Source organism: Oceanospirillum beijerinckii DSM 7166 (assembly GCF_000422425.1).
Classification (GTDB): domain Bacteria; phylum Pseudomonadota; class Gammaproteobacteria; order Pseudomonadales; family Halomonadaceae; genus Oceanospirillum; species Oceanospirillum beijerinckii.
The window spans coordinates 140,122-163,138 of sequence record NZ_AULT01000008.1 but is presented as its reverse complement, the minus strand read 5'-3'; the positions used below and the strand labels follow the sequence as shown (position 1 = coordinate 163,138).

19 protein-coding genes are annotated in these 23,017 nt (G+C 47.1%); 7 read left to right on the top strand and 12 right to left on the bottom strand.

Features of this window, described 5'->3' with window-relative positions; translation table 11 throughout:
• Positions 1 to 61 precede the first annotated feature (61 nt).
• From H579_RS0103170 to H579_RS0103160, 3 genes are all read right to left on the bottom strand, one after another.
• Positions 62 to 1,621 (bottom strand): SpoVR family protein, encoded by a 1,560-nt coding sequence (locus tag H579_RS0103170; RefSeq protein ID WP_028299476.1) that lies wholly within the window; start codon positions 1,619 to 1,621, stop codon positions 62 to 64.
• Positions 1,618 to 2,898: a YeaH/YhbH family protein gene (locus H579_RS0103165; protein ID WP_028299475.1), complete on the bottom strand. Its 1,281-nt coding sequence runs from the start codon at positions 2,896 to 2,898 to the stop codon at positions 1,618 to 1,620. The genes H579_RS0103170 and H579_RS0103165 overlap by 4 nt, the downstream gene beginning before the upstream one ends.
• 104 nt (positions 2,899 to 3,002) lie before the next feature.
• Positions 3,003 to 4,925 (bottom strand): PrkA family serine protein kinase, encoded by a 1,923-nt coding sequence (locus H579_RS0103160; RefSeq protein ID WP_028299474.1) that lies wholly within the window; start codon positions 4,923 to 4,925, stop codon positions 3,003 to 3,005.
• A gap of 350 nt (positions 4,926 to 5,275) precedes the next feature.
• Between H579_RS0103160 and H579_RS0103155 the strand changes: the two genes are divergently transcribed.
• The 4 genes from H579_RS0103155 (at position 5,276) to H579_RS0103140 (ending at position 10,528) form a co-directional block, all read left to right on the top strand.
• Positions 5,276 to 5,644: a hypothetical protein gene (locus H579_RS0103155; RefSeq protein ID WP_028299473.1), complete on the top strand. Its 369-nt coding sequence runs from the start codon at positions 5,276 to 5,278 to the stop codon at positions 5,642 to 5,644.
• Positions 5,645 to 5,807: 163 nt separating this feature from the next.
• Positions 5,808 to 6,596, top strand: a complete 789-nt coding sequence (locus H579_RS0103150; protein WP_036565179.1) for an AraC family transcriptional regulator — start codon at positions 5,808 to 5,810, stop codon at positions 6,594 to 6,596.
• Between the two features lie 420 nt (positions 6,597 to 7,016).
• Positions 7,017 to 8,492, top strand: coding sequence for a sodium/proline symporter PutP (putP, locus tag H579_RS0103145; protein ID WP_028299471.1), 1,476 nt, complete (start codon positions 7,017 to 7,019; stop codon positions 8,490 to 8,492).
• Positions 8,493 to 8,779: 287 nt separating this feature from the next.
• Positions 8,780 to 10,528, top strand: coding sequence for an HDOD domain-containing protein (locus H579_RS0103140; RefSeq protein ID WP_028299470.1), 1,749 nt, complete (start codon positions 8,780 to 8,782; stop codon positions 10,526 to 10,528).
• Between the two features lie 133 nt (positions 10,529 to 10,661).
• Here H579_RS0103140 and H579_RS0103135 read toward each other — a convergent pair whose 3' ends face one another.
• From H579_RS0103135 to H579_RS0103105, 7 genes are all read right to left on the bottom strand, one after another.
• Complete coding sequence (locus H579_RS0103135) at positions 10,662 to 11,315, bottom strand: hypothetical protein (protein ID WP_028299469.1); 654 nt, start codon at positions 11,313 to 11,315, stop codon at positions 10,662 to 10,664.
• Positions 11,316 to 11,445: 130 nt separating this feature from the next.
• Positions 11,446 to 12,291, bottom strand: a complete 846-nt coding sequence (locus H579_RS24025; RefSeq protein ID WP_051227262.1) for a sensor histidine kinase — start codon at positions 12,289 to 12,291, stop codon at positions 11,446 to 11,448.
• Between the two features lie 85 nt (positions 12,292 to 12,376).
• Positions 12,377 to 13,912 carry a DUF3369 domain-containing protein gene (locus H579_RS0103125; RefSeq protein WP_028299468.1) on the bottom strand — a complete coding sequence of 512 codons (1,536 nt, stop codon included), beginning with the start codon at positions 13,910 to 13,912 and terminating at the stop codon, positions 12,377 to 12,379.
• Positions 13,913 to 14,296: 384 nt separating this feature from the next.
• Positions 14,297 to 15,322, bottom strand: coding sequence for a hypothetical protein (locus tag H579_RS0103120; protein ID WP_028299467.1), 1,026 nt, complete (start codon positions 15,320 to 15,322; stop codon positions 14,297 to 14,299).
• 79 nt (positions 15,323 to 15,401) lie between these two features.
• Entirely contained in the window at positions 15,402 to 16,034 is a 633-nt protein-coding gene (locus H579_RS24020) for a TetR/AcrR family transcriptional regulator (RefSeq protein ID WP_051227261.1), read from the bottom strand.
• A 216-nt stretch (positions 16,035 to 16,250) separates the two neighbouring features.
• A complete protein-coding gene (locus H579_RS0103110; protein WP_028299466.1) occupies positions 16,251 to 16,679 on the bottom strand; it encodes a secondary thiamine-phosphate synthase enzyme YjbQ in 429 nt (142 codons plus the stop codon).
• An 80-nt stretch (positions 16,680 to 16,759) separates the two neighbouring features.
• A complete protein-coding gene (locus H579_RS0103105; protein WP_028299465.1) occupies positions 16,760 to 17,083 on the bottom strand; it encodes a YqcC family protein in 324 nt (107 codons plus the stop codon).
• A 158-nt stretch (positions 17,084 to 17,241) separates the two neighbouring features.
• On the opposite strand from H579_RS0103105, the gene H579_RS0103100 reads away from it, so the two are divergent.
• Both H579_RS0103100 and H579_RS0103095 read left to right on the top strand, forming a co-directional pair.
• On the top strand, positions 17,242 to 19,230 hold the full coding sequence (locus H579_RS0103100) for a monovalent cation:proton antiporter family protein (RefSeq protein WP_028299464.1): 1,989 nt from the start codon (positions 17,242 to 17,244) through the stop codon (positions 19,228 to 19,230).
• A gap of 225 nt (positions 19,231 to 19,455) precedes the next feature.
• Entirely contained in the window at positions 19,456 to 19,734 is a 279-nt protein-coding gene (locus H579_RS0103095) for a late competence development ComFB family protein (RefSeq protein WP_028299463.1), read from the top strand.
• 26 nt (positions 19,735 to 19,760) lie between these two features.
• Here the strand turns inward: H579_RS0103095 and yegS are convergent, their stop codons facing one another.
• Positions 19,761 to 20,720 carry a lipid kinase YegS gene (gene yegS / locus H579_RS0103090; RefSeq protein ID WP_211224657.1) on the bottom strand — a complete coding sequence of 320 codons (960 nt, stop codon included), beginning with the start codon at positions 20,718 to 20,720 and terminating at the stop codon, positions 19,761 to 19,763.
• Positions 20,721 to 21,235: 515 nt separating this feature from the next.
• Between yegS and H579_RS0103085 the strand changes: the two genes are divergently transcribed.
• Positions 21,236 to 22,312 carry a DUF3549 family protein gene (locus tag H579_RS0103085; protein ID WP_028299461.1) on the top strand — a complete coding sequence of 359 codons (1,077 nt, stop codon included), beginning with the start codon at positions 21,236 to 21,238 and terminating at the stop codon, positions 22,310 to 22,312.
• Positions 22,313 to 22,571: 259 nt separating this feature from the next.
• Here the strand turns inward: H579_RS0103085 and H579_RS0103080 are convergent, their stop codons facing one another.
• Positions 22,572 to 22,973 (bottom strand): hypothetical protein, encoded by a 402-nt coding sequence (locus H579_RS0103080; RefSeq protein WP_028299460.1) that lies wholly within the window; start codon positions 22,971 to 22,973, stop codon positions 22,572 to 22,574.
• Between the last annotated feature and the right edge of the window lie 44 nt (positions 22,974 to 23,017).

Here is a 23,017-nt window from a genome sequence, read left to right as displayed (position 1 = left end):
CCCCAAGATCTCCCTAAGGCTGCCATATTTCCTAAGACCTAATTATAAGAATAAGTAAAGATCAGATAATACTGGTTGATACCGGTGACGTTGTATCGGATTTTTCCTGACCATCCAAAACAGGCCAGTGATAACTCTTTTTGGTTTCTCCATCCATAATAGTGTGCAGGTGCACTGGGAATCCCCATAACTGCTGAAGATAGCGCAACACGGCTTCTGTATTATCATCCAGCGGTCTGCGGTTATAAGCGTAGTGATACAATGTTAATGAACGATCTCCTCGTACATCGGCTTCCACCACTTGAATATTAGGCTCCCGATTACCCAAGTTGTACTGAGCAGCCAGCGCCTCACGTACATGACGATAACCGTCTTCATTGTGAATACCTGAGACTTCCAACTCTGAATCCCGGTCATCATCCACTATCGCGAACAGCTTAAGATCACGCATCACTTTGGGTGACAGATATTGCAGGATAAAGCTTTCATCCTTAAAGTTCTGCATCGCGAAGTGCAGCGTTTCCAACCAATCCTTACCAGCAATATCCGGAAACCATTTATAATCCTCCTCTGTCGGCTCCTCACACATACGCTTCAGATCCGTATAGATCGCAAACCCTAAAGCATAAGGATTGATGCCATTGTAATACGGGCTATCATAAGGGGGTTGATAGACCACACTGGTATGAGATTGCAGAAACTCCAGAATAAAACCCTCTGTTACCAACCCCTCATCATACAAGGTGTTCATAATAGTGTAGTGCCAAAAAGTAGCCCAACCTTCGTTCATCACCTGGGTTTGACGCTGTGGATAAAAGTACTGGGCAACCTTACGCACAATCCTGACGATTTCCCGCTGCCAGGGCTCCAAAAGAGGCGCATTCTTCTCGACAAAATAAAGAATATTCTCCTGTGGTTCTGAGGGATACCGGAAATGCTTGCCACCTTCATCCCCATCATCTCCCTTTTTAAAAGGAATCGTACTCCACAGCCGGTTCACCTGCTGCTGCAAATACGTTTCCCGCTCCTGCTGACGCCGCTGCTCCTCTTCAGCCGAGATAGGCGCAGGACGCTTATAGCGATCCACACCATAATTTTGCAGTGCATGGCAAGCGTCCAATAACGACTCAACCTCTTCGACACCATGACGCTCTTCACACTGGGTAATGTATTTTTTGGCAAATAACAGGTAATCAATAATCGCCCGGGCATCGGTCCAGGTTTTAAACAGATAGTTGCCTTTAAAGAAGGAGTTATGACCATAACAGGCGTGGGCGATCACCAACGCCTGCATGGTCATCGTATTCTCTTCCATCAGATAGGCGATACAGGGATCTGAGTTAATGACCAGCTCATAGGCCAGCCCCATCTGCCCCCGCCTATAACCCTGCTCAACAGACAGGAACTGCTTACCAAACGACCAGTGGTTATAACCCAGAGGCATGCCTACGGAAGAGTAGGCATCCATCATCTGCTCTGAGGTGATCACTTCAATCTGGTTAGGATAGGTATCCAGCTTAAAGCGCTTGGCGATACGCGCGACCTCTCGGTCGTAATCTTCCAGTAACTCAAAACTCCACTCAGAGCCTGTGGAAAGCAGCTTAGATTCTTTATCAGTCATGCTTCTTTCCTCCTGAACAGTTCACGGAATACCGGGTAGATATCTGCCTCACTGACAATCTGCTCCATAGCAAAGCTATCCGGGTAGCGGGCCTGTACCCCTGTGTATTCCTCCCACAATGCCTGATGGGCATGAGGGGTAATCTCAACATAGGCGAAGTACTGCACCAGTGGCATTAATTCCTTTACCAGAATCTGACTGCAATTGGTGGAGTCGTCATCCCAGTTATCGCCATCGGATGCCTGAGCGATATAGATATTCCACTCATTGGTCGGGAAGCGTTTTTCAATCACTTCCTGAGCTAAACGTATAGCACTGGAAACGATGGTGCCACCAGTCTCTCGGGAGTAGAAAAACTCCTCCTCATCCACCTCTTTGGCACTGGTATGGTGACGAATAAATACCACTTCAATTTTCTGGTAGTTACGCTCCAAAAACAGATACAGCAGAATAAAAAAGCGCTTAGCCATATCTTTATGGGCTTGTGTCATGGAACCGGATACATCCATTAAACAAAACATCACCGCCTGGTTACTGGGCTGAGGTTCCTGTCTAAAGTTGTTGTATCTCAGATCATAAGTATCCAGGAAAGGAACCTTATCGATCTTATGTCTTAGTTGCTCAATTTCCTGTTCCAGTTCACTGATGCGCACAGGGTTACGCAACAGCTCATCTTTGCTCTGCTCCTCTTCCAGCTCAGCCAATAACTCTTTTAAACGGCGACGACTTTTACCCGTCATCGCCCGACGCCGGGCATGTGCATTGCGCATGGAACGGACAATATTCATTTTTGCTGGCGTACCGTCTTTTACAATACCGGCACGTACCAGCTTAGTGGCCTCCATATCCTTAAACTGCTTACGCATCAGATTAGGCAGTTCCAGACCATCAAACATAAACTCCAGGAACTCATCCTTGGTGATTGAGAAAGAGAAATCATCTTCACCCTCACCCTGGTTACTGGCATTACCCTCACCGGAACCACCACCGCCTCCACCGCCCTGAGGCCTGCGAAAGCGATCACCTTGCTGAAACTCTTTATTTCCAGGGCTGACCATTTCTCTGTTGCCGCCCTGGCCCTGCTGAAAAACGGGTTCATTGATATCCTTGGTGGGGATATTGATTTTCTCCCCATGCTCAAGGTCTGTAATACTGCGACGGTTAACCGCATCGGTTACCGCTTTTTTAATATGTTCGCGATAACGACGCAGAAAGCGCTGTCGGTTTACCGCGCTCTTATTTTTGCCGCTCAGGCGTCGGTCTATTACAAAGCTCATGCGGAATCTCCTTCTGCATCGACAAACACACTCCCACTCGCCACCGGGCCGGTATGCTTAACCAACATACCGTCCTGATAGCATTATGGTGAATGGTGTTGCCCTTACTGGGATTTACGCACCCGCAGATACCATTCCGACAACAAGCGCACCTGTTTCTCTGTGTAACCCCGTTGTTTCATGCGAGCCACAAAGTCTTCATGCTTGTTCTGCTCCTGAGACGATGCTTTAGCGTTAAAGGAGATAACCGGCAGCAACTCTTCAGTATTGGCAAACATTTTATGTTCAATAACGGTTTTCAGTTTTTCATAGCTATACCAGGCTGGATTTTGACCATTGTTTTGTGCCCTGGCCCGTAAAACGAAATTCACGACCTCATTACGGAAATCTTTTGGATTACTGATACCCGCTGGTTTCTCAATTTTCTCCAACTCTTCATTCAGGGACTGACGGTCAAACAGCTCACCAGTTTCGGGGTCACGGAACTCCTGATCCTGAATCCAGAAATCAGCATACGTGACATAACGATCAAAGATGTTCTGACCATACTCACTGTAAGACTCCAGATAAGCGGTCTGAATCTCCTTACCGATAAAGTCCACATAACGAGGAGCCAGCCACTCTTTAATAAAGCGCAGATAGCGTTCACGCACATCAGCGGCGTACTGCTCCTGCTCTATCTGGTTTTCCAGGACATATAAAAGATGCACGGGGTTAGCCGCAACTTCTGTAGCATCAAAGTTAAATACTTTGGACAGGATCTTAAAGGCAAAGCGGGTAGACAGACCTTCCATTCCCTCATCAACACCCGCACTGTCGCGGTATTCCTGAATGGACTTGGCTTTAGGATCGGTATCTTTCAGATTTTCACCATCATAGACCCGCATTTTGGAATAGATACTGGAGTTCTCCGGCTCTTTCATACGTGACAGCGTCGAGAACTGTGCCAGCATCTTCAGTGTATCCGGTGCGCAGTGGGCATTATTCAATGAGCTGTGCTCCAGCAGCTTTTCATAAATGCGCACTTCTTCAGACACCCGCAAACAATAAGGCACTTTAACGATATACACCCTATCCAGGAACGCTTCGTTACTCTTATTGTTCTTAAAGGCTTTCCATTCCGATTCATTGGAGTGAGCTAAAATCACCCCTGAAAATGGAATCGCAGACATACCTTCGGTACTGTTGTAGTTACCTTCCTGGGTGGCAGTCAGCAGAGGGTGCAGCACCTTAATAGGCGCTTTAAACATCTCTACAAACTCCATCAAGCCCTGATTCGCCCGACATAAGCCACCGGAGAAGCTATAGGCATCGGGATCATTTTGCGCAAACTCCTCCAGCATGCGAATATCTACTTTACCCACTAATGCACTAATATCCTGGTTGTTATCGTCCCCAGGTTCTGTTTTGGCTACAGCGATCTGATCCAAACGGGATGGATAGAGTTTCACCACACGGAATTTAGAGATATCACCGCCAAATTCCCTCAGGCGTTTCACCGCCCAGGGCGACATAATAGAGCCCATATAACGTTGAGGTATGCCAAACTCCTGTTCCAGAATTTCGGCATCTTCATGGGGATCAAACAGCCCCAACGGCGACTCAAATACCGGCGATCCTTTAATGGCATAAAAAGGCACTTTTTCCATCAGGGCTTTTAAGCGCTCCGCCAGAGAGGATTTACCCCCACCAACCGGACCAAGCAGATACAGTATCTGTTTGCTTTCTTCCAGTCCCTGGGCGGAATGTCGAAAATAGGACACAATCTGTTCTATAGCCTCTTCCATGCCATAAAACTCAGAAAAAGCAGGATAACGACGGATCACTTTATTAGAGAAGATCCGGCTTAAACGTGGGTCTTTTGCAGTATCAATAACTTCTGGTTCACCTATCGCCATCAACATACGTTCTGAAGCAGAGGCGTAGGCCATTGGGTCATTTTTGCAGATGTCGAGATACTCCTGCAGGCTATACTCTTCCTGCTGAACCCGGTCAAAACGGTTTTGTACATGACTAAAAATGCTCATAACGGCCTCCTGACAATACAGCCGTGACAACCGAGGTGCTTATCTGAACAGCGGTCTCAAATAACTCGGGTCACACTTACAGCATAGTCGAACTACGCAGCTGTCAAACTCTGGTTTTAAATTTCTACTCAGATTTATCTGCAACAGATCATTGGCTTATTTGTCAAAATGATAATCTCGCCCCAATATAGCTATATCGTCGCGAAGGCCTGATAAAATAAGGCCCTATAAAACCAGGGGGATAAATGCAGCTTAAAAGCGATCAGGTATGATTCCTGAAAAAGCGTTGAAAACGAGGTATAGAGAGCGACGATAAAGACGCTGTACAGTCCATCAAAAGGGGAAATGTTATGGCATTATTTTTAGTCACTGTGACACTAAGCGTCGCGATCATTATGATCAGCTTATGGCTGGCCAGTTTTCGTCACGCGCCTAAGTTTCATCATACCCGTCAGGATTATCGTAAGCTACTACAGGCCGTATTAACCGGGCAGGCGGATTACGATCAGTGGAGTAGTGTTATTCACCTTCCCATACGTCATGACCCTGAACTTGAGTCTCTCCGGCAGCAATGTGTTGAGATAGAAGAACAATATTACCTCGGGCACCCCACCTACTTGGGTAAGCCTGATGGCATGTTTAGCCAGTCAGGTGTACAAGCACTGGAAAAAGTTCTGCACCAGCTACAACAAGACTCCCCCGATGAACCCAATGATTAAGGTGAGACTGGATTACAGATAACAATCTTTTTTATCGAAATGAGAAATAGTTACCCCCTTTACCTGTCTTACTAAAACAGTAAAATATGCGCCCCTCAGCCCTTACCTGACAAAAGGTAGAGCAAGTATCTTTTCATCAATAACATGTGATAGAGGTTCAATCATGAGCACCTGCACTGCCAATGCGGCTATCCGGGTTGATTGTTTGCCCAACAGTTGCCTGAGCCACGATCACAATTATCATCAGGTTGTAATCGGTTTAACAGGTACGTCTGAGTTCGAAATCTCGGGTAGCAGCGGCCAGGTCAGCGCGGTACAAGGCTGCCTGGTACCAACAGAGCATCTGCATTTTTACGAAGGTATCGGCAGTAATAACCACTTGATTATTGATCTCCCACATCAGCACCCTTTACTCACTAAGGAGATGATAGATCTGAACCGTCTGTTTGAAACACCAGGTTATTTTAATATTGATAACAACCTTAAATTGTTTCTCTCTTTTATGATTAAAGAGCTTGAAACCTTTGACGATGATGCAACAACAGCTGACTTTCTTACCTTTGCCTTTATGCATCGCTTGCATAACCGTCAATTCCAGACATTACCTCAGGCTCGTTTAAAACAAGCAGATAGAGTCAGCCTTAATATGGCACGTATCGATCAGTTTATTGCCACTAATCTGGCTGAGAAAATTTCGGTAGCTCAACTGGCGGATATCGCCTGCATGAGCGAAAGCCACTTTCATCTTCAGTTTCGTAATGCCATAGGCCTGACACCTCATCAGTATCTGATTCAGAAGCGCTTAAAAGAAGCTCAAATCTTACTACACAGCTCAGCCATGAGTATCAACGATATTGCCGCACAAGTAGGATTCACCAGTCAAAGCGCCTTAACAAATGCTTTTAAAAAGCATTTTCAAACTACGCCAAGCCAAATCCGTCACAAACATTAGTCACTACTTCATGATGACAGAGTAGCGACATCAACTTAAGTTACAGAGTTTTTTGCAAAAATTGCCCAGCTTTTTGCAAACCCTGCCCGACACAACTTTATACAGTCCCCTTCTGCCACTGCCGGATAGGCAAGGCTACACAGATCAAGGAGTAAATGATTGGCATGGCTCCAGATGGATACAGAGCAAAAAAGGGCATCTGATAGCCCTCCCTTGTACGACAACCGCCAACTCTCGTGCCTTGCATATTTCAGACAGGGTTACCCCCTCTGTTTAACTGGCATGCAGCCATTGGGCTCGCCCTATTGATAGGCATAACGCCAAGTAAGAGCAGCGTAAAATCTGAGCCAAACACTCAGAATATCGCCATAAAAATGCTCACAAGAATAACTAGAGAGTCTGCACTTAAAGGTAAAAAACATGGTAGAAGCAAACGCAATTGTCGGTATGACCTTTGTGGTTTATATCGCTGTAATGCTGGGTATCGGTATTTACGCATACCGCAAAACTCAGGATCTGTCTGATTATATTCTGGGTGGCCGCAGCCTGGGGCCCTGGCCATCGGCATTGTCTGCCGGTGCCTCTGATATGAGTGGCTGGTTACTGCTAGGCCTACCTGGTTATGCCCTGGCAGCAGGTATGGAGGCGACCTGGCTGGCTATTGGCTTATTATTAGGAACCTGGTTGAACTGGCTGATTGTCGCGGGACGCCTACGGGTTTATAGTCAAGTTGCCAATGACTCTCTGACATTGCCGGAGTTCTTTGAACAACGCTTCCGTGACAACTCTCACCTACTGCGTGTGATCTCCGCTTTCTTTATTCTAATGTTCTTCCTGTTTTACACCAGCTCAGGCTTGGTTGCTGGCGGCAAGCTTTTCGCGACAGTATTTGGCATGGACTACTTTACAGCCGTACTGGCAGGTACCGCTGCGGTGATCATTTACACCTTCTTTGGTGGTTTTCTTGCTGTATCCTGGACTGACCTGGTCCAAGGCCTGATGATGGCTGCAGCTCTGGTACTGGTGCCTATTATCCTGATGGGTGAAGTGGGTGGCGTTGACGCGACCTTCGCTGCGATGGAAGCCAAAAATCCTGAACTGCTGACACTGTTTAACGGTGTTGACGGTGAGCCCCTGGGGGCTATCGCCATTATCTCTCTGATGGCCTGGGGCCTGGGTTACTTTGGCCAGCCTCATATTCTGGCGCGCTTTGCCGCAATTCGTAGTGAAAAAGATATTCCAACGGCTCGTCGTATCGCTACCAGCTGGACGGCTTTGACTCTGTTAGGCGCTACTTTTGTCGGCTTTGGTGCCATTGGCTATCTGGATGGCGGCCTGAACGACGGAGAAACCGTCTTTATGGTTCTTGTTAATGCTCTATTCCACCCAGTGATGGCAGGTATCCTGCTTGCAGCGATTCTGGCAGCGGTGATGTCTACAGCAGACTCCCAGCTATTGGTATCTTCCTCGGCGTTGACAGAGGACTTCTACAAGGCCCTGTTCCGTAAAGAAGCTACGGAAAAAGAGCTGGTAATGGTTGGCCGCCTGGCCGTAGTTGGCATTGCAGCAATCGCTTTGCTTCTGGCCCGTGACCCTGATTCCTCTGTGCTTGGCCTGGTATCTTACGCCTGGGCAGGTTTTGGTGCGGCTTTTGGCCCGGCACTGATACTGGCGCTGTTCTGGAAGCGCATGACCCGTAATGGTGCTCTGGCCGGTATTCTGGTCGGTGGTATTACTGTCGTGGTTTGGAAGCAACTGTCCGGCGGTATCTTCGATATCTATGAAATCGTACCAGGCTTTATCCTGGCCTGGATCGCCATCTACGCGGTAAGCCTGGCTAGCCCTGAACCATCTCAGGAGATTCAGAACGAATTTGACCAGGTGGTGAATCGTTAAAAGCCGCCCTGCGTCGCTCACTCTCTAAAAGCACTCTTTGTCGCAGAGAAGCCCGGCAACCTGTTGTTGCCCCATTTTCAACATCTCGAAATACTCTCATCAGCTTAGCCACGGTTTATACCGTGGCTTTTTTATGCCTGAAGTTATTTGGTGCGCATAAAATCACATGATGAGCACTGAAAGAGGAGCCAATTCTGAGTTACAATCAAAAATGTCTTTATAAAGACACTCTGGAAAAGTGCTGAGAGCGTATCAGCAACCTAGAATTAGATTAACTGGATGTATTCATGGCGGTCACCTCTCAAGCAGCTTCAAACAGTCAGAGCCAAAAGGGACTCTCCTACTGGCGCAAACAGTTGTTACAGGTGTCACTACCCGCCCTGGCAAAAACGGGCAAACACCTGAACCGGCTATTGCAAAAACCTGACTGCGCCCTCAGAGATCTTGAAAAAGTGATTGCGGAGGACCCTGTACTGGCTTTTCAGATCCTGGCCCACGCGAATAAACTTAGCACAAGCCCGGACAACGACGTCTCCTCCCTCCCCCATGCAATGTCTCTAATGGGGATGGACAAATTACGTCCGGTACTGAAAAATATGAAGTACATCCAATTTAATCCCTCCAAAATAGCCCATAATGCTTTTCTACAAGCGTTGCATACCAGCTTGCATGCAGCTAGCCTGGCACACGCCTGGGCTGAGAAAAAAATTCCGGGCAGCGGTGAAGCAAATTACTGGATCACTCTGCGCTTAAGCTCTGTCTATTGGTATTTATCGCTGGCCTCACCCAAGAGCTACCACGCCATTGAACTAAGAGTACAAACGGGTGAGAGCCGGAGTCATGTAGAGCACGATATTCTGGGCTGCACCTGCCAGGAGTTAACCCAGTCACTGCTACCATACTGGCGCCTGAGCAAGTTCACGTCCGATAACTTAACTCGTTTGCTGGTTCCCGATCCCAAAATGCTGGCTCAGATAGGCCGCTGTGCCTGGATTGATAGCGTAGCCCCTGAAACGCCAAAAGATCAGGGCATCTATATGCAAACCCCTTGGTTTGGTGCTGTATTGGCCCATTCTTTAGCACTGAATAGCTCTGTCAGCTGGTATAGCATCCAGACTCAGAGAACGCTTAAAATTGTTTCCGCTTATCTGCGCCAGCCCCTGGAAGAGGTCATTGTACAAGTACATAAAGATGCTGTGCGCTTTACCAAAACCCATACTTTGAAAGGTGTTTGGACGCCCGCTATTAAACTACTCCATCCACCACTACCAAGACGCTCTGTAAATCACACGACCCAACCTGAAAAAACAGCTGCGTCGGCAAGCGTGAAACGAAAGAAAGATCTATCCAGCGATACCCGTCAAAAAGCGGTCTTAAAGCCAGTGCGGGCAGAACATGCCAAGCTGCAACCTGTGAAGGCAGACCAAAAATCTGGATCAGTAGAAAAAACCAAGACTTCTGCTGCTCCATCAGAGCTAAAGTCGTTAGAAGAAGTGCAAACCACTCTGTTTAAACTCTTCTATCTTCAAACAGTAAAAGAGCATCAGGTATTTTCTATTCACCAGTTAATGGATGGTGCCAGTCAGGTTCTGCACTTTGATTTGGGCCTGACTCGCTGCATTCTGTTTATGAAATCCCGCAGTCAGAAGGGGGCGGTTAAGGGGGTTTACGCCAAAGGCTTTGCTGATAACAGCCCATTTGCCAAAATGGAGCTTGATGCCAGCATAGAACACTTGCTGGGCAAGTTGATGCATAAACCTTCCGCTGTTTGGGCTAGCCCGGACAAGATAAATAAGTTTGCTAAAGAACTGCCGGATACCCTATGGCAGGCGCTGGAAAATCCACGGGAGTTTATGTTGGCAACCGTCTCTGTGCGTGGCAAGCCCACCGGTATTCTGTATGCTGATAACTTAGGCAGTGATAAAGTGATGACCAACAGCTATTACAGCACCTTCCGCAGCGTGTCACAGGCCATCAATCATGGACTGGGGACGCTTGCCAGCCAAAAAGAAGCTCAACAGAAAAGAAGTAGATAGGCTAAAGGCAAGCCCTATGCAAAGTGAATGAATACGTAGGCGATAATGGAAAAGATTAAGAGGCCAAACATCTACATATAAAAATAGAAACAGGCCTTGGTACCAAAAAAGACCATGACTACCTTTAGAAAAGCTAAATCAGCTTTCTTTTCAGGGTTAGCTGAATTTCCTGGAAGTCATTTGTCGGCATGGGGCGCTCTATATATAAAGTAAAGTGCTCCAGGTCCCAGCTCCCAGTTTCACCTTCCCTCAATTGTAAGCCTATTGATACAGGCAACGCCCGACCTGTAATGGGTAACGACAAACTATTACCAAAACGAATTAACTCATTGATCGCCTGTTGTGGGTCATTGTGTCCCTGAAGCAGGGATAAACGCATCTCATCCACTTGATTAGCTGAACCAAAAGCACTGTATCGAATAGCATGCTGTCTCTGTACACCAAAGTAACGCACCCCGCTCATACAAGCCATACGCCCACTTGATACGGGTTGATATTGCTCTGCCCCCAGATAAAGATGACTGAGATAGCGGCATTCTTTCGGTAAATAAGCACTCTGACTCTTTTCAGTCAATGCAGCTGCTGTACTGCTTAACAGAAAGGTCTGCGCCAAAAACCATGTGATTAACAATAAAACCAGAATGGCCAATAACAGAGGAAAAAATGGCCTGAGCAATAAAAAACTTATTTGGCAACGGGGACAGCTTCCGGGCACTAAACGGGACTGACATTCACGACAGATGCCCTGCTGCTCAAGTGTAAATAACTGGAAAATTTTACCGGTCATCATGGCCTCCTATGCCGAAACCGGTTCTTAGGTAACCATATCCACTTTAGTTTGTCTAATACTTTGGTTTTACAATCCGAAAGTCTAAAGTAGAGACATAATTTAACTTTCTGATATCAAAGGTTTTTCGTTATTTCCCCTTTTTGTCGATACTTTCATCGTTTGTCGACAGTGGTAGATGTAAAATAAACTGCACGCCAGACGAAGCTGGCTGCAAAACGATGCTGCCGCTCAACCGCTTTTCCATCAACTCTCTGGCAATAGCCAAGCCAAGGCCCGTACCTCCTGAACCTCTTCGAGTCGTAAAATAGGGATCAAAAACATGTTCCGCAATCACTTCGGGTATACCTTTGCCATTATCCCTATATATGATCTGTAACTGCCCATCCTGTTTTTGACAAACAATCTTTATCTTCCCTTGTTCGGCAAGACTGTTTTCTTCCGCAAAGCCATGACGCACACTGTTAATGAGTAAGTTGTTAAATACCTGAGTCAAAGCACCCGCATCGCTGGTTAATTTCAGTTCTGCATCACACACCAATTCAACCTTATCAACATAACGCTTGGTTTCATGACGCAGGCTATTAATGATATCAACCAACAGCTCATGTAACTTAAATTCTCTGATCTCTATCAGCGCCTGATTGGCCGCAACGGCTTTAAAACTATGGATTAACCGGGCTGCCCGCTGAAGATTATTTCTCAGTAAACCCGTTACTTCATGGCACGAGTCAAAATAATCTCTCAATAATTGCTCTGTCAGCTCACCAGACTGGAACTGCTCATCGACCTCTTTCAGCTCATCAATTAAAAAACTTAAGCTGGTAACACATACCCCCAAAGGCGTATTCACCTCATGAGTAACTCCAGGTACCAAGGCGCCAATAGAAGCCAGACCTTCCTGTTCCACTAACTGCTCGTGTAAGCGGGTAATCTCCTCCTGTAGAGCGTGGATCTGTGCCTCTTGGTCAGTCATCGAACACCTCTGCAGTTCTTCGCCTCTGTTTTCCTTGCGTCGTTCCTAACAGGTGGGAACAAGCAAGCGGGAACAGGCCTGTTTATTAGCTGGCCAGAATCTCTTCTACTCTTGCCTCGTTAACCACTAAAACACCCACTAGACGAGAGTCAAACTTTTGACCTGATTTTTGTTTAATCCAAGCCAAAGCATCTTTTAAAGAGTAAGCAGAACGATCAGCTCTGTCGCGACACATCGCAGCCAAACAATCAGCCAGTGCTGTAATACGCCCAGCGATATGAATCTGTTCACCACTAATCTGTTGAGGGTAACCACTACCATCCCAGGCTTCATGATGCTGTTGAGCAATTATCGCAGCCAATTGCATTACCTGATCATCTGAGCGACTCAGCAGCTCATAACCCAACTGACAATGCTGTTCCATCTGCTCTCTTTCTTCATTGGAGTACGCTCCCTGATGATGGATAAGCGATTCGGGCAGGGCTGCATTACCTGTATCCCGCAAAGGGGCTGCCATACGAATCAACTCAACTTCAAATTCGTTAAGTCCATACTCACCCGCAATCAAAGCCGCTATATCAGCTACCTTGCGCACATGTTCACTGGCACTGACGGAGTGCGTTTCTATCGCTCCAGATAGCAGATGTAACAAGCTTTTCTGAGATAGTTTGGCTTTTTCCGTTAACAGCAAACTATCATAGGTATTGGCCACATTATCTGCATACATTTCCAACATCTGGCGATCCACCAGCGGAATCTCCCGCTCTGTTTTCACATACAGAAAGCTTTCACTGCCCCTGGCGGTAAGGTAGAAGCCAATAAAATAATCATCACCATAATGACAGCGACGCATATCGAGCGCTTCACCAAAGGCTGAAGCAATACGTGGATCGACTACAGAAAAATCATCGTTATCCAATAATTCCTGCAATTGTCCCGTAGCAGCCATCACCTTAAAGTTACCGGCATTCTGGACTGAAAAAGTGCTCAGTGAATGACAGAATACGGCATCTTGCGGTAAACCCAATAGATTAAGAATCTGCCCGAGAATAGCCGAAGCAAACTGTTTTAAGGAATCTGGATCATGAACGCTTGTGATTGCCTGAATGACCCGATTCAGGCCACCCCGACTCTCATTGATCATGCAGATATCACGGTAGGAACGCAAAGCTGAATAAAACAGTGTTACCAGCTTAGTTTTTGTTAATTCGGTTTTATCTTTATAGTCGTTAATATCGTAGTTACGGATGACGTCATCTTCCGGCGCCTGGCCTGGTTGACCTGTACGTAATACAATCCTAGTAATATTGTTGTGCAGCTCCTGACGGATATAACGAGCCACATCTAAGCCGGCGTCGTCTTCTTCCATCACTACATCCAGCAGAATCAGAGCCACATCGTCCTCTTCTGCAATCATATCCTTGGCTTCACGGCCACTGAAAGCACTCAGGAACTTCACTGGACGGTCATCAAAACTAAAGCCCGACATCACCATTTTAGTCACCTGATGCACTGCCGGATCATCATCTACGATCATCACTTTCCAAGGCTTTTCGGCAACGGGGCTATCAAGCTGCTTCCCTATTGCATCCTCACTGGCAAACAAAAAACTGTCACTCATCTCCCTGCCTCCCACATGAGTCCTGCATCTCGAATGGTAAAACGCGACGTAACAACATAAATTTATGCTGCCTTTTCAATTAAAGATAGACCGAAACTCACAACATCGTGAATTCCCTTTATCTTTCAAGATAAATGACATGCCCGATAAACACAATTACATCATAGTGTCTTGTGCCGGAAGAGGGAGAGAGGGAGAGAGGGAGAGATCAAATCGTTACTGAGTTCAAGAGGGCCTTTAAGATTCTTAGTATACGGTCATTAATTTCAGAACAAGCATATCAGACAGCCAGGAACAATACAGGCTACCGCCAATAAGCATGGTGAAGATTCAGCCGCCACTTCCAGTACTCCTACTTAATGACCGCTGAATCACAGGAAGCCGTTAACTGAGCAAACTATTCAGTTCCTGACGCAAACGAGGGTCCAGCAAAGTAGCGGTTTGCGGTAGCCATAGTTTACGTAACATCAGACTACGCACCATTTCATGAGAACTGATAGGCTGAGTCCAGTGACTACCTTTAAAACCGTTCAAATCATCACAGTCTCTGGCATACCAGTCGATGTAATCGGCCCAGAAACTGGGCATAAAGCGACGCAACGGGCGACCGGTTTCATCCGCCAGCAACTCCGCCAGCTTAAAACTGGCCTGCTCAACATCTCCAAAGTGAATATGAGGCACATAATGAGGGATCAGTTTTAACAGATGAATTGCCAGGTCAGGGTAATGTAACGGCGTCCATATCAACATCAGATGATCAGGCAGATCTATATCATTAAATACCGCCAGACTTTCAACCGTCATTACCATATACGGCTGCTCACCATCAACATCGGTAATATCATGTACATCCCGTTCGGGGATTGCCACATGGGACAGCATTTGCTGCAATGGGCCCAGGCGAATGGGCTTATTCAGCTTACGATTGAGCTGCATATTCATACTGCCACGAATACGCAGCTCAATATCCTGACTGATGCGGAACTCAGGCAGATGCGTTTTCTGTTCAGCGTTCACCTCTGCTTCAGGGTCACCACCGTACAGAGTGTTATAACTTTCCTGATTGATCCACACCGGCAGATCAAAGCGGGTATTGTTCTGCAAGAACTCATACCGCAGCAGGAAGTCGTCCTCTTGCTCCGGCGTCATCTGCTGCCTGGCCTGAGCCCGACCACTCCAATCAGGGTAGAATGCATCCAGCAGCTTAGGCAATGTGCCCTGGCCACGGGAAGTCAATGAATAACCTCCCTGACCATCACTGGCCAAACAGCCCTGCAACTCAAGCAAAGCAATCAGACTGGCAGTTTGATTACTCCGGGATATGCGGCCAGACTGATACAGATCCAAAGCGGCGTTCTGTACCTGAGGGTCCTGCCAGTCTACTTTCATTTCTACAGGCTGATGACTCATCTGAAAACCTCAACTCCCCGGACAAAAAACAGCATCATACCGGAAAGCCCACCCCAGAACATCGTTTGCCCGGTAAGATTCAGGCACTTTTTGCCACTGTGTGATTAGTCAATATTCTCTCAGGTATAGCTACAGGTCTCAGCTGAGCCAGTAAGTCATCGGCAATTTTCTGGAAGTGTGATTTCTCGCCAGTAGCACGAGCCAGTAACATACCGCCCTGTAACGACGCCAGCAATACACGGGAATGAGACGTTGCGCCACCATGGCACACCAACTCACGCTTGTTGTGGCCATTTTCCAATGTCTGCCCCAGCCAGCCTTCTGTCTCATCAACAAAACGCTGCAGATGTGTACGGGCTCCTTGTGGCAGAGCCTCAACCTCAGCGGATAACATCGCTACCGGACACATTTTTTCTTTGTCTTTTACAATACGGGAGAAAACGCGGGTCAGCTCCTGAATGCGACGCAAACTGCAATCGTATTTCTGGTCCAGCTGATGCAAACGTTCAATAAACTGATTAACGTAACGCTCACATAAGCGGATCACCAGATCACCTTTGGATGGGAAATGATAGTGAATACTGGCTTTACGAATTTTGACCCGCTCGGCTATATCCTGATAGCTGAAACCGTTGTAACCATTACGCTGAAGCAGGTCTTGGGCAACATCCAATATTCGTTCAGCGGTCGATGAGTTATTATTTTTGTTCATCTCAACCCTCCCGTACAGCTTTGCACAGGCTAAAATCGTTTAATTGTGTTGTTATTATTTGGTCTGATTTTTATCAGCCCTAAAAGCTGCGCTCAATGTTAGCACTATTTATTCTCAGGGATAACTGCGACTAAGGCCTTAAGAAATACAAGGTCTTAGTGACCATATGTCTCTGGGATTGATTGATTAACTACAACCCTGGCTCTTCTTCATTGCTTATTCCCCAATATCACCCTGAATCGTTGCCAATACACGACGACTACCACCGTGTTCTCTATGCTCTCCCAGATAAATTCCCTGCCAGGTGCCCAGCGCTAAGCGACCGTTTTGAATCGGGAGCATCACGCTAGCACCTAATAAGCTGCTTTTGATATGGGCTGGCATATCATCACTGCCTTCCAGAGTATGACGATAGTAAGAGGCATTCTCCGGCACAAACTGATTAAAGTGGCTTTCAAAATCCTGACGCACCGTCGGATCTGCATTTTCATTGAGGGTCAGTGATGCCGAGGTGTGCTGAATGAAAAGCTGTAGTAAACCGCAACGATAACGACATAACTCGGGTAACTGTTGCTCAACCTCATCTGTAACCAGATGAAAGCCCCGCTTTCTCGCCTTTAGCTGCAACTGTTTCTGAAACCACATAGCATTTACATCTCCCGCTTTAAGTTCAATATATTCACGTTGTCACCAATTGATCACTTAATACACCATCTAATCTCTCATCACCCCTGAGCTAAACATTGCTCTAATCGGGCTAACACCTCCATTACCTGAGGCGCTTTAATGCCATTCATCCGGAAATACTCTTCTGCCAAAGGTGTAATACTGGCATTAGTTGGCAGGTTTACTTTGGCATCCAAAAGAGCCTGCATACGCGCAATAAAAACAAATTGCAGCCACTGCACAAAGTTCATCGTGTCGATGCAAAATGGTTCGGTGCTATTAAATGCCTCCACAGGGGGTAGCTCCGATAGCCACAACCGTTCCTGTTGCAGCGCAATTATTAACTGCTCCAATAATTGCTGTACCTGAATAGACTGACTCACAAATCCCCCATAAAAATAAATCCAATATGCTGATATCATTCTTAATACAGCAAGAACTCAATTTCGCCGACAGCCACTCATCTGATCAGTGGCTGATGCCAGAGTAAGGTCAACAACAGTAACACAATCGGCGACCATGACTTAAAAGGATGCCTCATTTGGAAAGTGCTAACTATTTTAACCAGGTCATGATTATCTTAAGTGGCTCAGTAGTCTCTACAGCCCTGCTGCGCCGTTTTCGTTTGCCCCCTGTGCTAGGCTATCTGATCGTCGGTTTGCTAATTGGTCCCTTTGTCTTTCAGCTGATCCCCAACCCGGATGACCTGCATTTCCTATCTGAATTCGGTCTGGTTTTCCTGCTTTTCTCACTGGGCCTTGAATTCTCTCTGGCCAAGATGAGTGCTTTGCGTAAAACCGTGTTTGGCCTGGGCAGTGCTCAAGTGGTGCTTTGCAGTCTGTTTTTCTGGTCGATTCTGCATTTTGCCTTTGGCTTAAGTTCAGAAGCTTCGTTGATTATTGCTGGGGCTCTGGGGTTATCCTCCACTGCTATTGTGACTCAAGAGCTGACACGCTGGAACGAGCTCAACAGCGTACATGGTTACTCAGCGATCGGTATTCTGCTGTTTCAGGATCTGGCAGCCGTCGTCTTTCTGATTGTTATTCCAGCTTTGGCTGGGACCAGTGATAATAGTTTTTCATTCGCAATTGGTTTGATGCTATTGAAAGGCATCGCCCTGTTTGCTGCCATGCTTGCCGTCGGCAAATGGCTAATGCCTTTTATGTTCCATGAGATCAGCAAAACCCGCTCCGAAGAGCTGTTTGTGATGACCGTTCTGCTGGTTGTACTGACAGCGGCCTGGATCACCCATGCCATTGGTCTGTCTATGGCTCTGGGGGCCTTTATCGCCGGTATGATGCTGGGCGAGAGCCACTTTAAACATCAGATCGAAGCAGATATCCGCCCTTTCCGGGATATCCTGTTAGGCCTGTTTTTTGTCACCGTCGGGATGCAGCTTGACCCTGAAGCTCTGATTACAAATCTACACTGGGTGCTGCTGGCCAGTATCGGCCTGATTATCAGTAAAACACTGATGATCAGTGTTCTCGCTCATCTACTGGGTAAGGATAAGCCGTCAGCATTAAGAACCGGTTTGGTATTAGCGCAGGGCGGTGAATTTGGCTTTGCACTGCTAACTCTGGCAATGGCTAATAGCCTGCTGGACCCGGCTATATCCAGTTTTATTGTGGCAATTATTGTGGTCAGTATTGCCGTTACCCCGTTCCTGATTCGTTTCAATGGCCATATTAGTCTCCACTTCTACCCCGACAAGCCCTATGAAGAGACCATGCCTCATACCTCTGATGAGCTGGCAGAAGCCACCTCTGAGCTAAAGAATCATATTATCGTTTGTGGTTTTGGCCGCGTGGGACAGACAATTACTCGCTTTATGCGCAAGGAAGACCTGCCAATACTGGCACTGGATAATGACCCGATCCGGGTACAGGAAGCGGCCGGTGGTGGTGAAAATATTTTCTATGGCGATAGCAGCAGCCGGAAGATACTTGATGCGGCAGGCTTAAGCCGTGCCAGCCTGGTTGTGGTCACGGTTAACAAATACGAACAATCCCTAAAGATTGTGCATAGCGTACGCTCAATAAGCAGCAGCGTACCTATCGTGGTGCGCACTCAGGATGACAGTCGCCTGGAAGACTTGAAACAGGCAGGTGCAACCGAGGTCGTGCCCGAAGCATTGGAAGGTAGCCTGATGCTGGTGACACATGTCATGTCCCAGATGCATATCCCTTTCCGCCGTATCGCCCGCATGGTGCAACAGGCCCGAGAAGAGCGCTATCAGCTACTACATGGCTATTTCCACGGTGGACATTCCCAGCTATTGGATAGAGAAGGAAATCCTCTGCTCCGACTGCACCCCGTTCATATCAGTGATAATTGCTACGCTAATGGCAAACAAATTAATGACCTCAGACTGTCTCAGTGCCGGGTCAAGATTGTTAATGTACAACGCAAAGATGATGTGATTGAGCACCCTGATGATGAATTCATCCTCAAAAGCGGTGATACCATTACTCTGCAGGGTTTGGCAGATCATATCGAACAGGCAGAGTCCCGCCTCTATGGAGGCTAGGGACAGCGACGTGAGCCGTGTCGATAACCCTTGACCAGACAGACACAATAGATCAAACGATTAAAATCTTTTTTTTGTCTGGGAGGCTGAGATAAACTCAGGGTTATGATTTACACTTTGGATAAATGACGGTCTTGGCCCTACATTTTAGATACTGATGAAAATATAAGCACAGTAGAGCCAAATATCCTGTATTAAGCGCGAACGTCCTTTGGAGAGACAACAATGTTATTTCAGAACGTACAAAACTATTACGAGAAGCTGGTTCTGGAAGCACTGGCTGAAAAGGGCTTTATGTCGGGCTATGAGCAAGGCTACGTGGAAGATATCGCCTGTGTTGCATTGAACAGGCTGCCCAATCAATATATCCGGTTTGAAGTGGATATGGGTTTTTTCCTGTCCAGCGAAGATCACATGCTGATGCGTAAACAGGTCAACGAAGCATTGGATGAAGCAATACACTTTATCAACAGCAAGATTGCTCAATCCAATAACGCCTCCTGAGCGATTGCCCCCAAGGCCTTCTGGGTTCAGAGCCGGTCGACTAAACCGACATTTTTCTGCAATACAGGAGAGTGTCGTGGCAGATGTAGACCTAAGGCTGAAGGGCACACCTCAAAGCGTACGCATTGCCCCGAAATAGGCTCACCATCCAGATTAATATTCAGTAGCTGCCGGGCCCGGATCTCCAACCAGGGCACACGTTTGGTCACCATGGCATGTTGCAACGCCGTACCGCCATCCAACATCAAATACTGCACGGTTTCTGCCAGTGAGCGTTGGTCATCCTGCGGCAGAATACTCAGATCCAGCAAACCATCATCCAGGCAGGCATCGGGGCATAACTCATGACCACCACCGGCCTGTCGCCCATTCCCCACGCCCAACACCATAAACGCACCCTGCCAGTGAAAATCCGGCGCTTTGACTTCCCCTTCCACCGCCGAAATACTGGTAAATTGCGTCATCCCGGTTAAAAAATAGGCTACGCCACCTAAAGCCCTTTTCAACTCTTCAGGGGTTGAGGTTGTGATTTGAGTACCAAACCCCCCCGTTGCCATATTGATAAAATAGCGCGAGTCTGCTTTAGCCAGATCGATAGGTACGGCAGGTAACTCAGCAATCAGCAACAAGGCTTCCAGTGGAGCAAGAGGAATACGACAAGCATGGGCAAAATCATTAGCCGTTCCCAGAGGAATCACCCCCAATGAAGGCATACGCAGTCGATTATCAGCCGCCATCAGACCATTAACGACCTCATTTAAAGTACCATCGCCACCAGCGGCCACTACGGTGTCCACACCCAATTGGCGAGCCTCACGGGCCAGGCGGCGGGCATCGCCCTCTTCCCAGGTGACCCGCACATCAATTTTGCACCGCTCACTGCGCAATAACCTGACCGCATCGCGTACCGCGATATTTTGCGCTTCTTTACCATGCAGAATAATACGGATATGTCGGATTGCACTGGACACAGCTATTTTAGCCACGGTTCCACCTCAGAGTCACATCAGCCAACTGTGTATAAGACTACGTGATAATGGTAAAACTTGAAAAGGAAAAACCTGTGGATAACTCTTGAATAAGCTGGGACTTTAATGGGATTTATCTGTGAACTCCCAGATCGGCTTCTCTAGATAAACCTAGAGCACGAGTAATGGCTATAGCCAAAAGCAACCAAATACTGTATATAAAAACACATAAAATCGCTTATTTTTTCAACTGTTAGCTACTTATTTTTAACTCAATTATATTTGAGCGTTTAGCGCCCATCTGACATTGTGAACAACTTTAACTATACACAGTTATACTGCAAAGCATTGTGGATAATATTTGGACAAGTATCCAAGACAACCCATTCATGGCTTTCCGGCATCAGTGATCAAAAAATAAACAATCACAAAAAAACGACGATAATCCTCCAAACAGGCACTAGAGAAATAGCAATAAAACCGCTAATCTCACTCGCTTATTTATTTACCTGATGGGAACAACAGGAAGACTTATGTCTGACATCATCACTCTGACCGACTTTTTAAACAAAACCGGCGCTAATATCCGCGTCTTTGATATGGGACGCAGAGTTTCTGTGGTGTCACCACAAACTTTTTCCAAATTTGAGCAATGTGAAATCCCTTACGCCCAGCCATATATGTATCACGCTAAGCTGGGGATTCTGTTCTGGTATCCACAGGCACCGGAGAAGCACTTTATCTGGTTCCTGCAATTTCCTCTGGATGAACAGGGTTTTATTATTCAAGCGGCCCGTGACGACTTCCTGAAGCGTCTGCTGGAAACCATAGGTCAAAATGCTCAGGGTCAGGCGAAAGAGGAAGCTATGGGCGAAGAAGCGGATCAGGCCCCAAACCTGATGAAAGATAACCCGCTGGCCTTTACCCCTGATCAGGAACGCCTGGCGGTCTTCAATGCTAAAGCCAAACTGGCGCTGGGCCAACCAGCATCTCAGTACCATGACCAGGCGGAAGAGTACTTTACCGGTCAACGTGATAATGATGATTGGGAAGATATCGGTCTGCAGGGCATTGCTGACTTTACCACCCGTCTGGAAAAGCAGGACAACGCACAACCGCTGGCCCAACATATTCACCAGTTCCCGGATATTCCTTACAGCGCCCTGTGCCGCTGTCTGGAGAATGAATCCCTGGACCACAAGCTGACCAGCGCTATTCTGCAACGGGCCCTACCTCTGGCCGATGATGCAGAAGGTGATAGCCTGACGCTATCAGCCAGTATCCGGGCCCTAGGTAATAGTCAGGCTCCGGCGATGCGTGCTCAGCTGATTAAAGCTGCACTTGAAGGGCCTCACGGGCAGAATATTGAAGTACTGACAGTTATTGCAGCCCGGGCCTGGGAAGCTCTGGAAGACCCGGAACTGCTGAAGCTGTATCTGGAGAAGCTGGCAACGAGTCCAGCGGGTGAAGAAGCCTTTATCAAAATCGTACGCGACCTGATCTTTGTACCGGGTCTGCGTACCCTGATTATCGCGCAGTTCCGTAATCCGGATCGTAGCGAAGCATTAGGCAATGCCATTGGTATGCTGATGAACACCAATGTGTCTTAAGCGACATAAATTATCGGTTTTTTACTCCAATACCGATAAAACTGTTCAATATTGATCCTCTGTTTCAGTAACGCTCAAAAATAAAGCCCGGTAGATCTCACCATCTATCGGGCTTTACTTTTGATGAATTGACAAAACACTTGTTCAAAGCACTACTTTTGCCTTTATAACCCTACAGTTACCTTCAAACACAGCAGATCTGAAAAAGTAACAATTTTGCTGTAACACAGCCACAAGAGCCAAAATGTTGCCAATAGGATTAACCGGCTAAAATCGGTGGCAGCTGCCACTGTAAAATCAAGCTGATCAATAACACCAGATACGCGCCACCAATTAACGGGCTACGCTTTAACAGGAAGCCTAAACCCGCCAATACCACAAATGCCAACCAGCAAACCCCCTGCACAAATGCGGTCCAGCCATAGGTTGCCAACGTTTGGCCTGTCTGCCATACGCCCGGTTGGATGTTACTGAGCGTCATGGCCGTAGCACTTTGCTCTGACCAAACCTGCCACCACTCCTGCAGCGAGAACAGCGCCAAAGGAAAAATAAAGAATGCCGGTAACATCAGCACAAATAGGCTATAACTGGAGTACCCTTTTGAGATGGACCTTTCTTCTACATCCTCAGAGCATTTATTCATAGACGCTTGTAAAGACATCTGACCTCCTCCTGTTTCACCTGCTGAACTTATCCCTCTGGAAA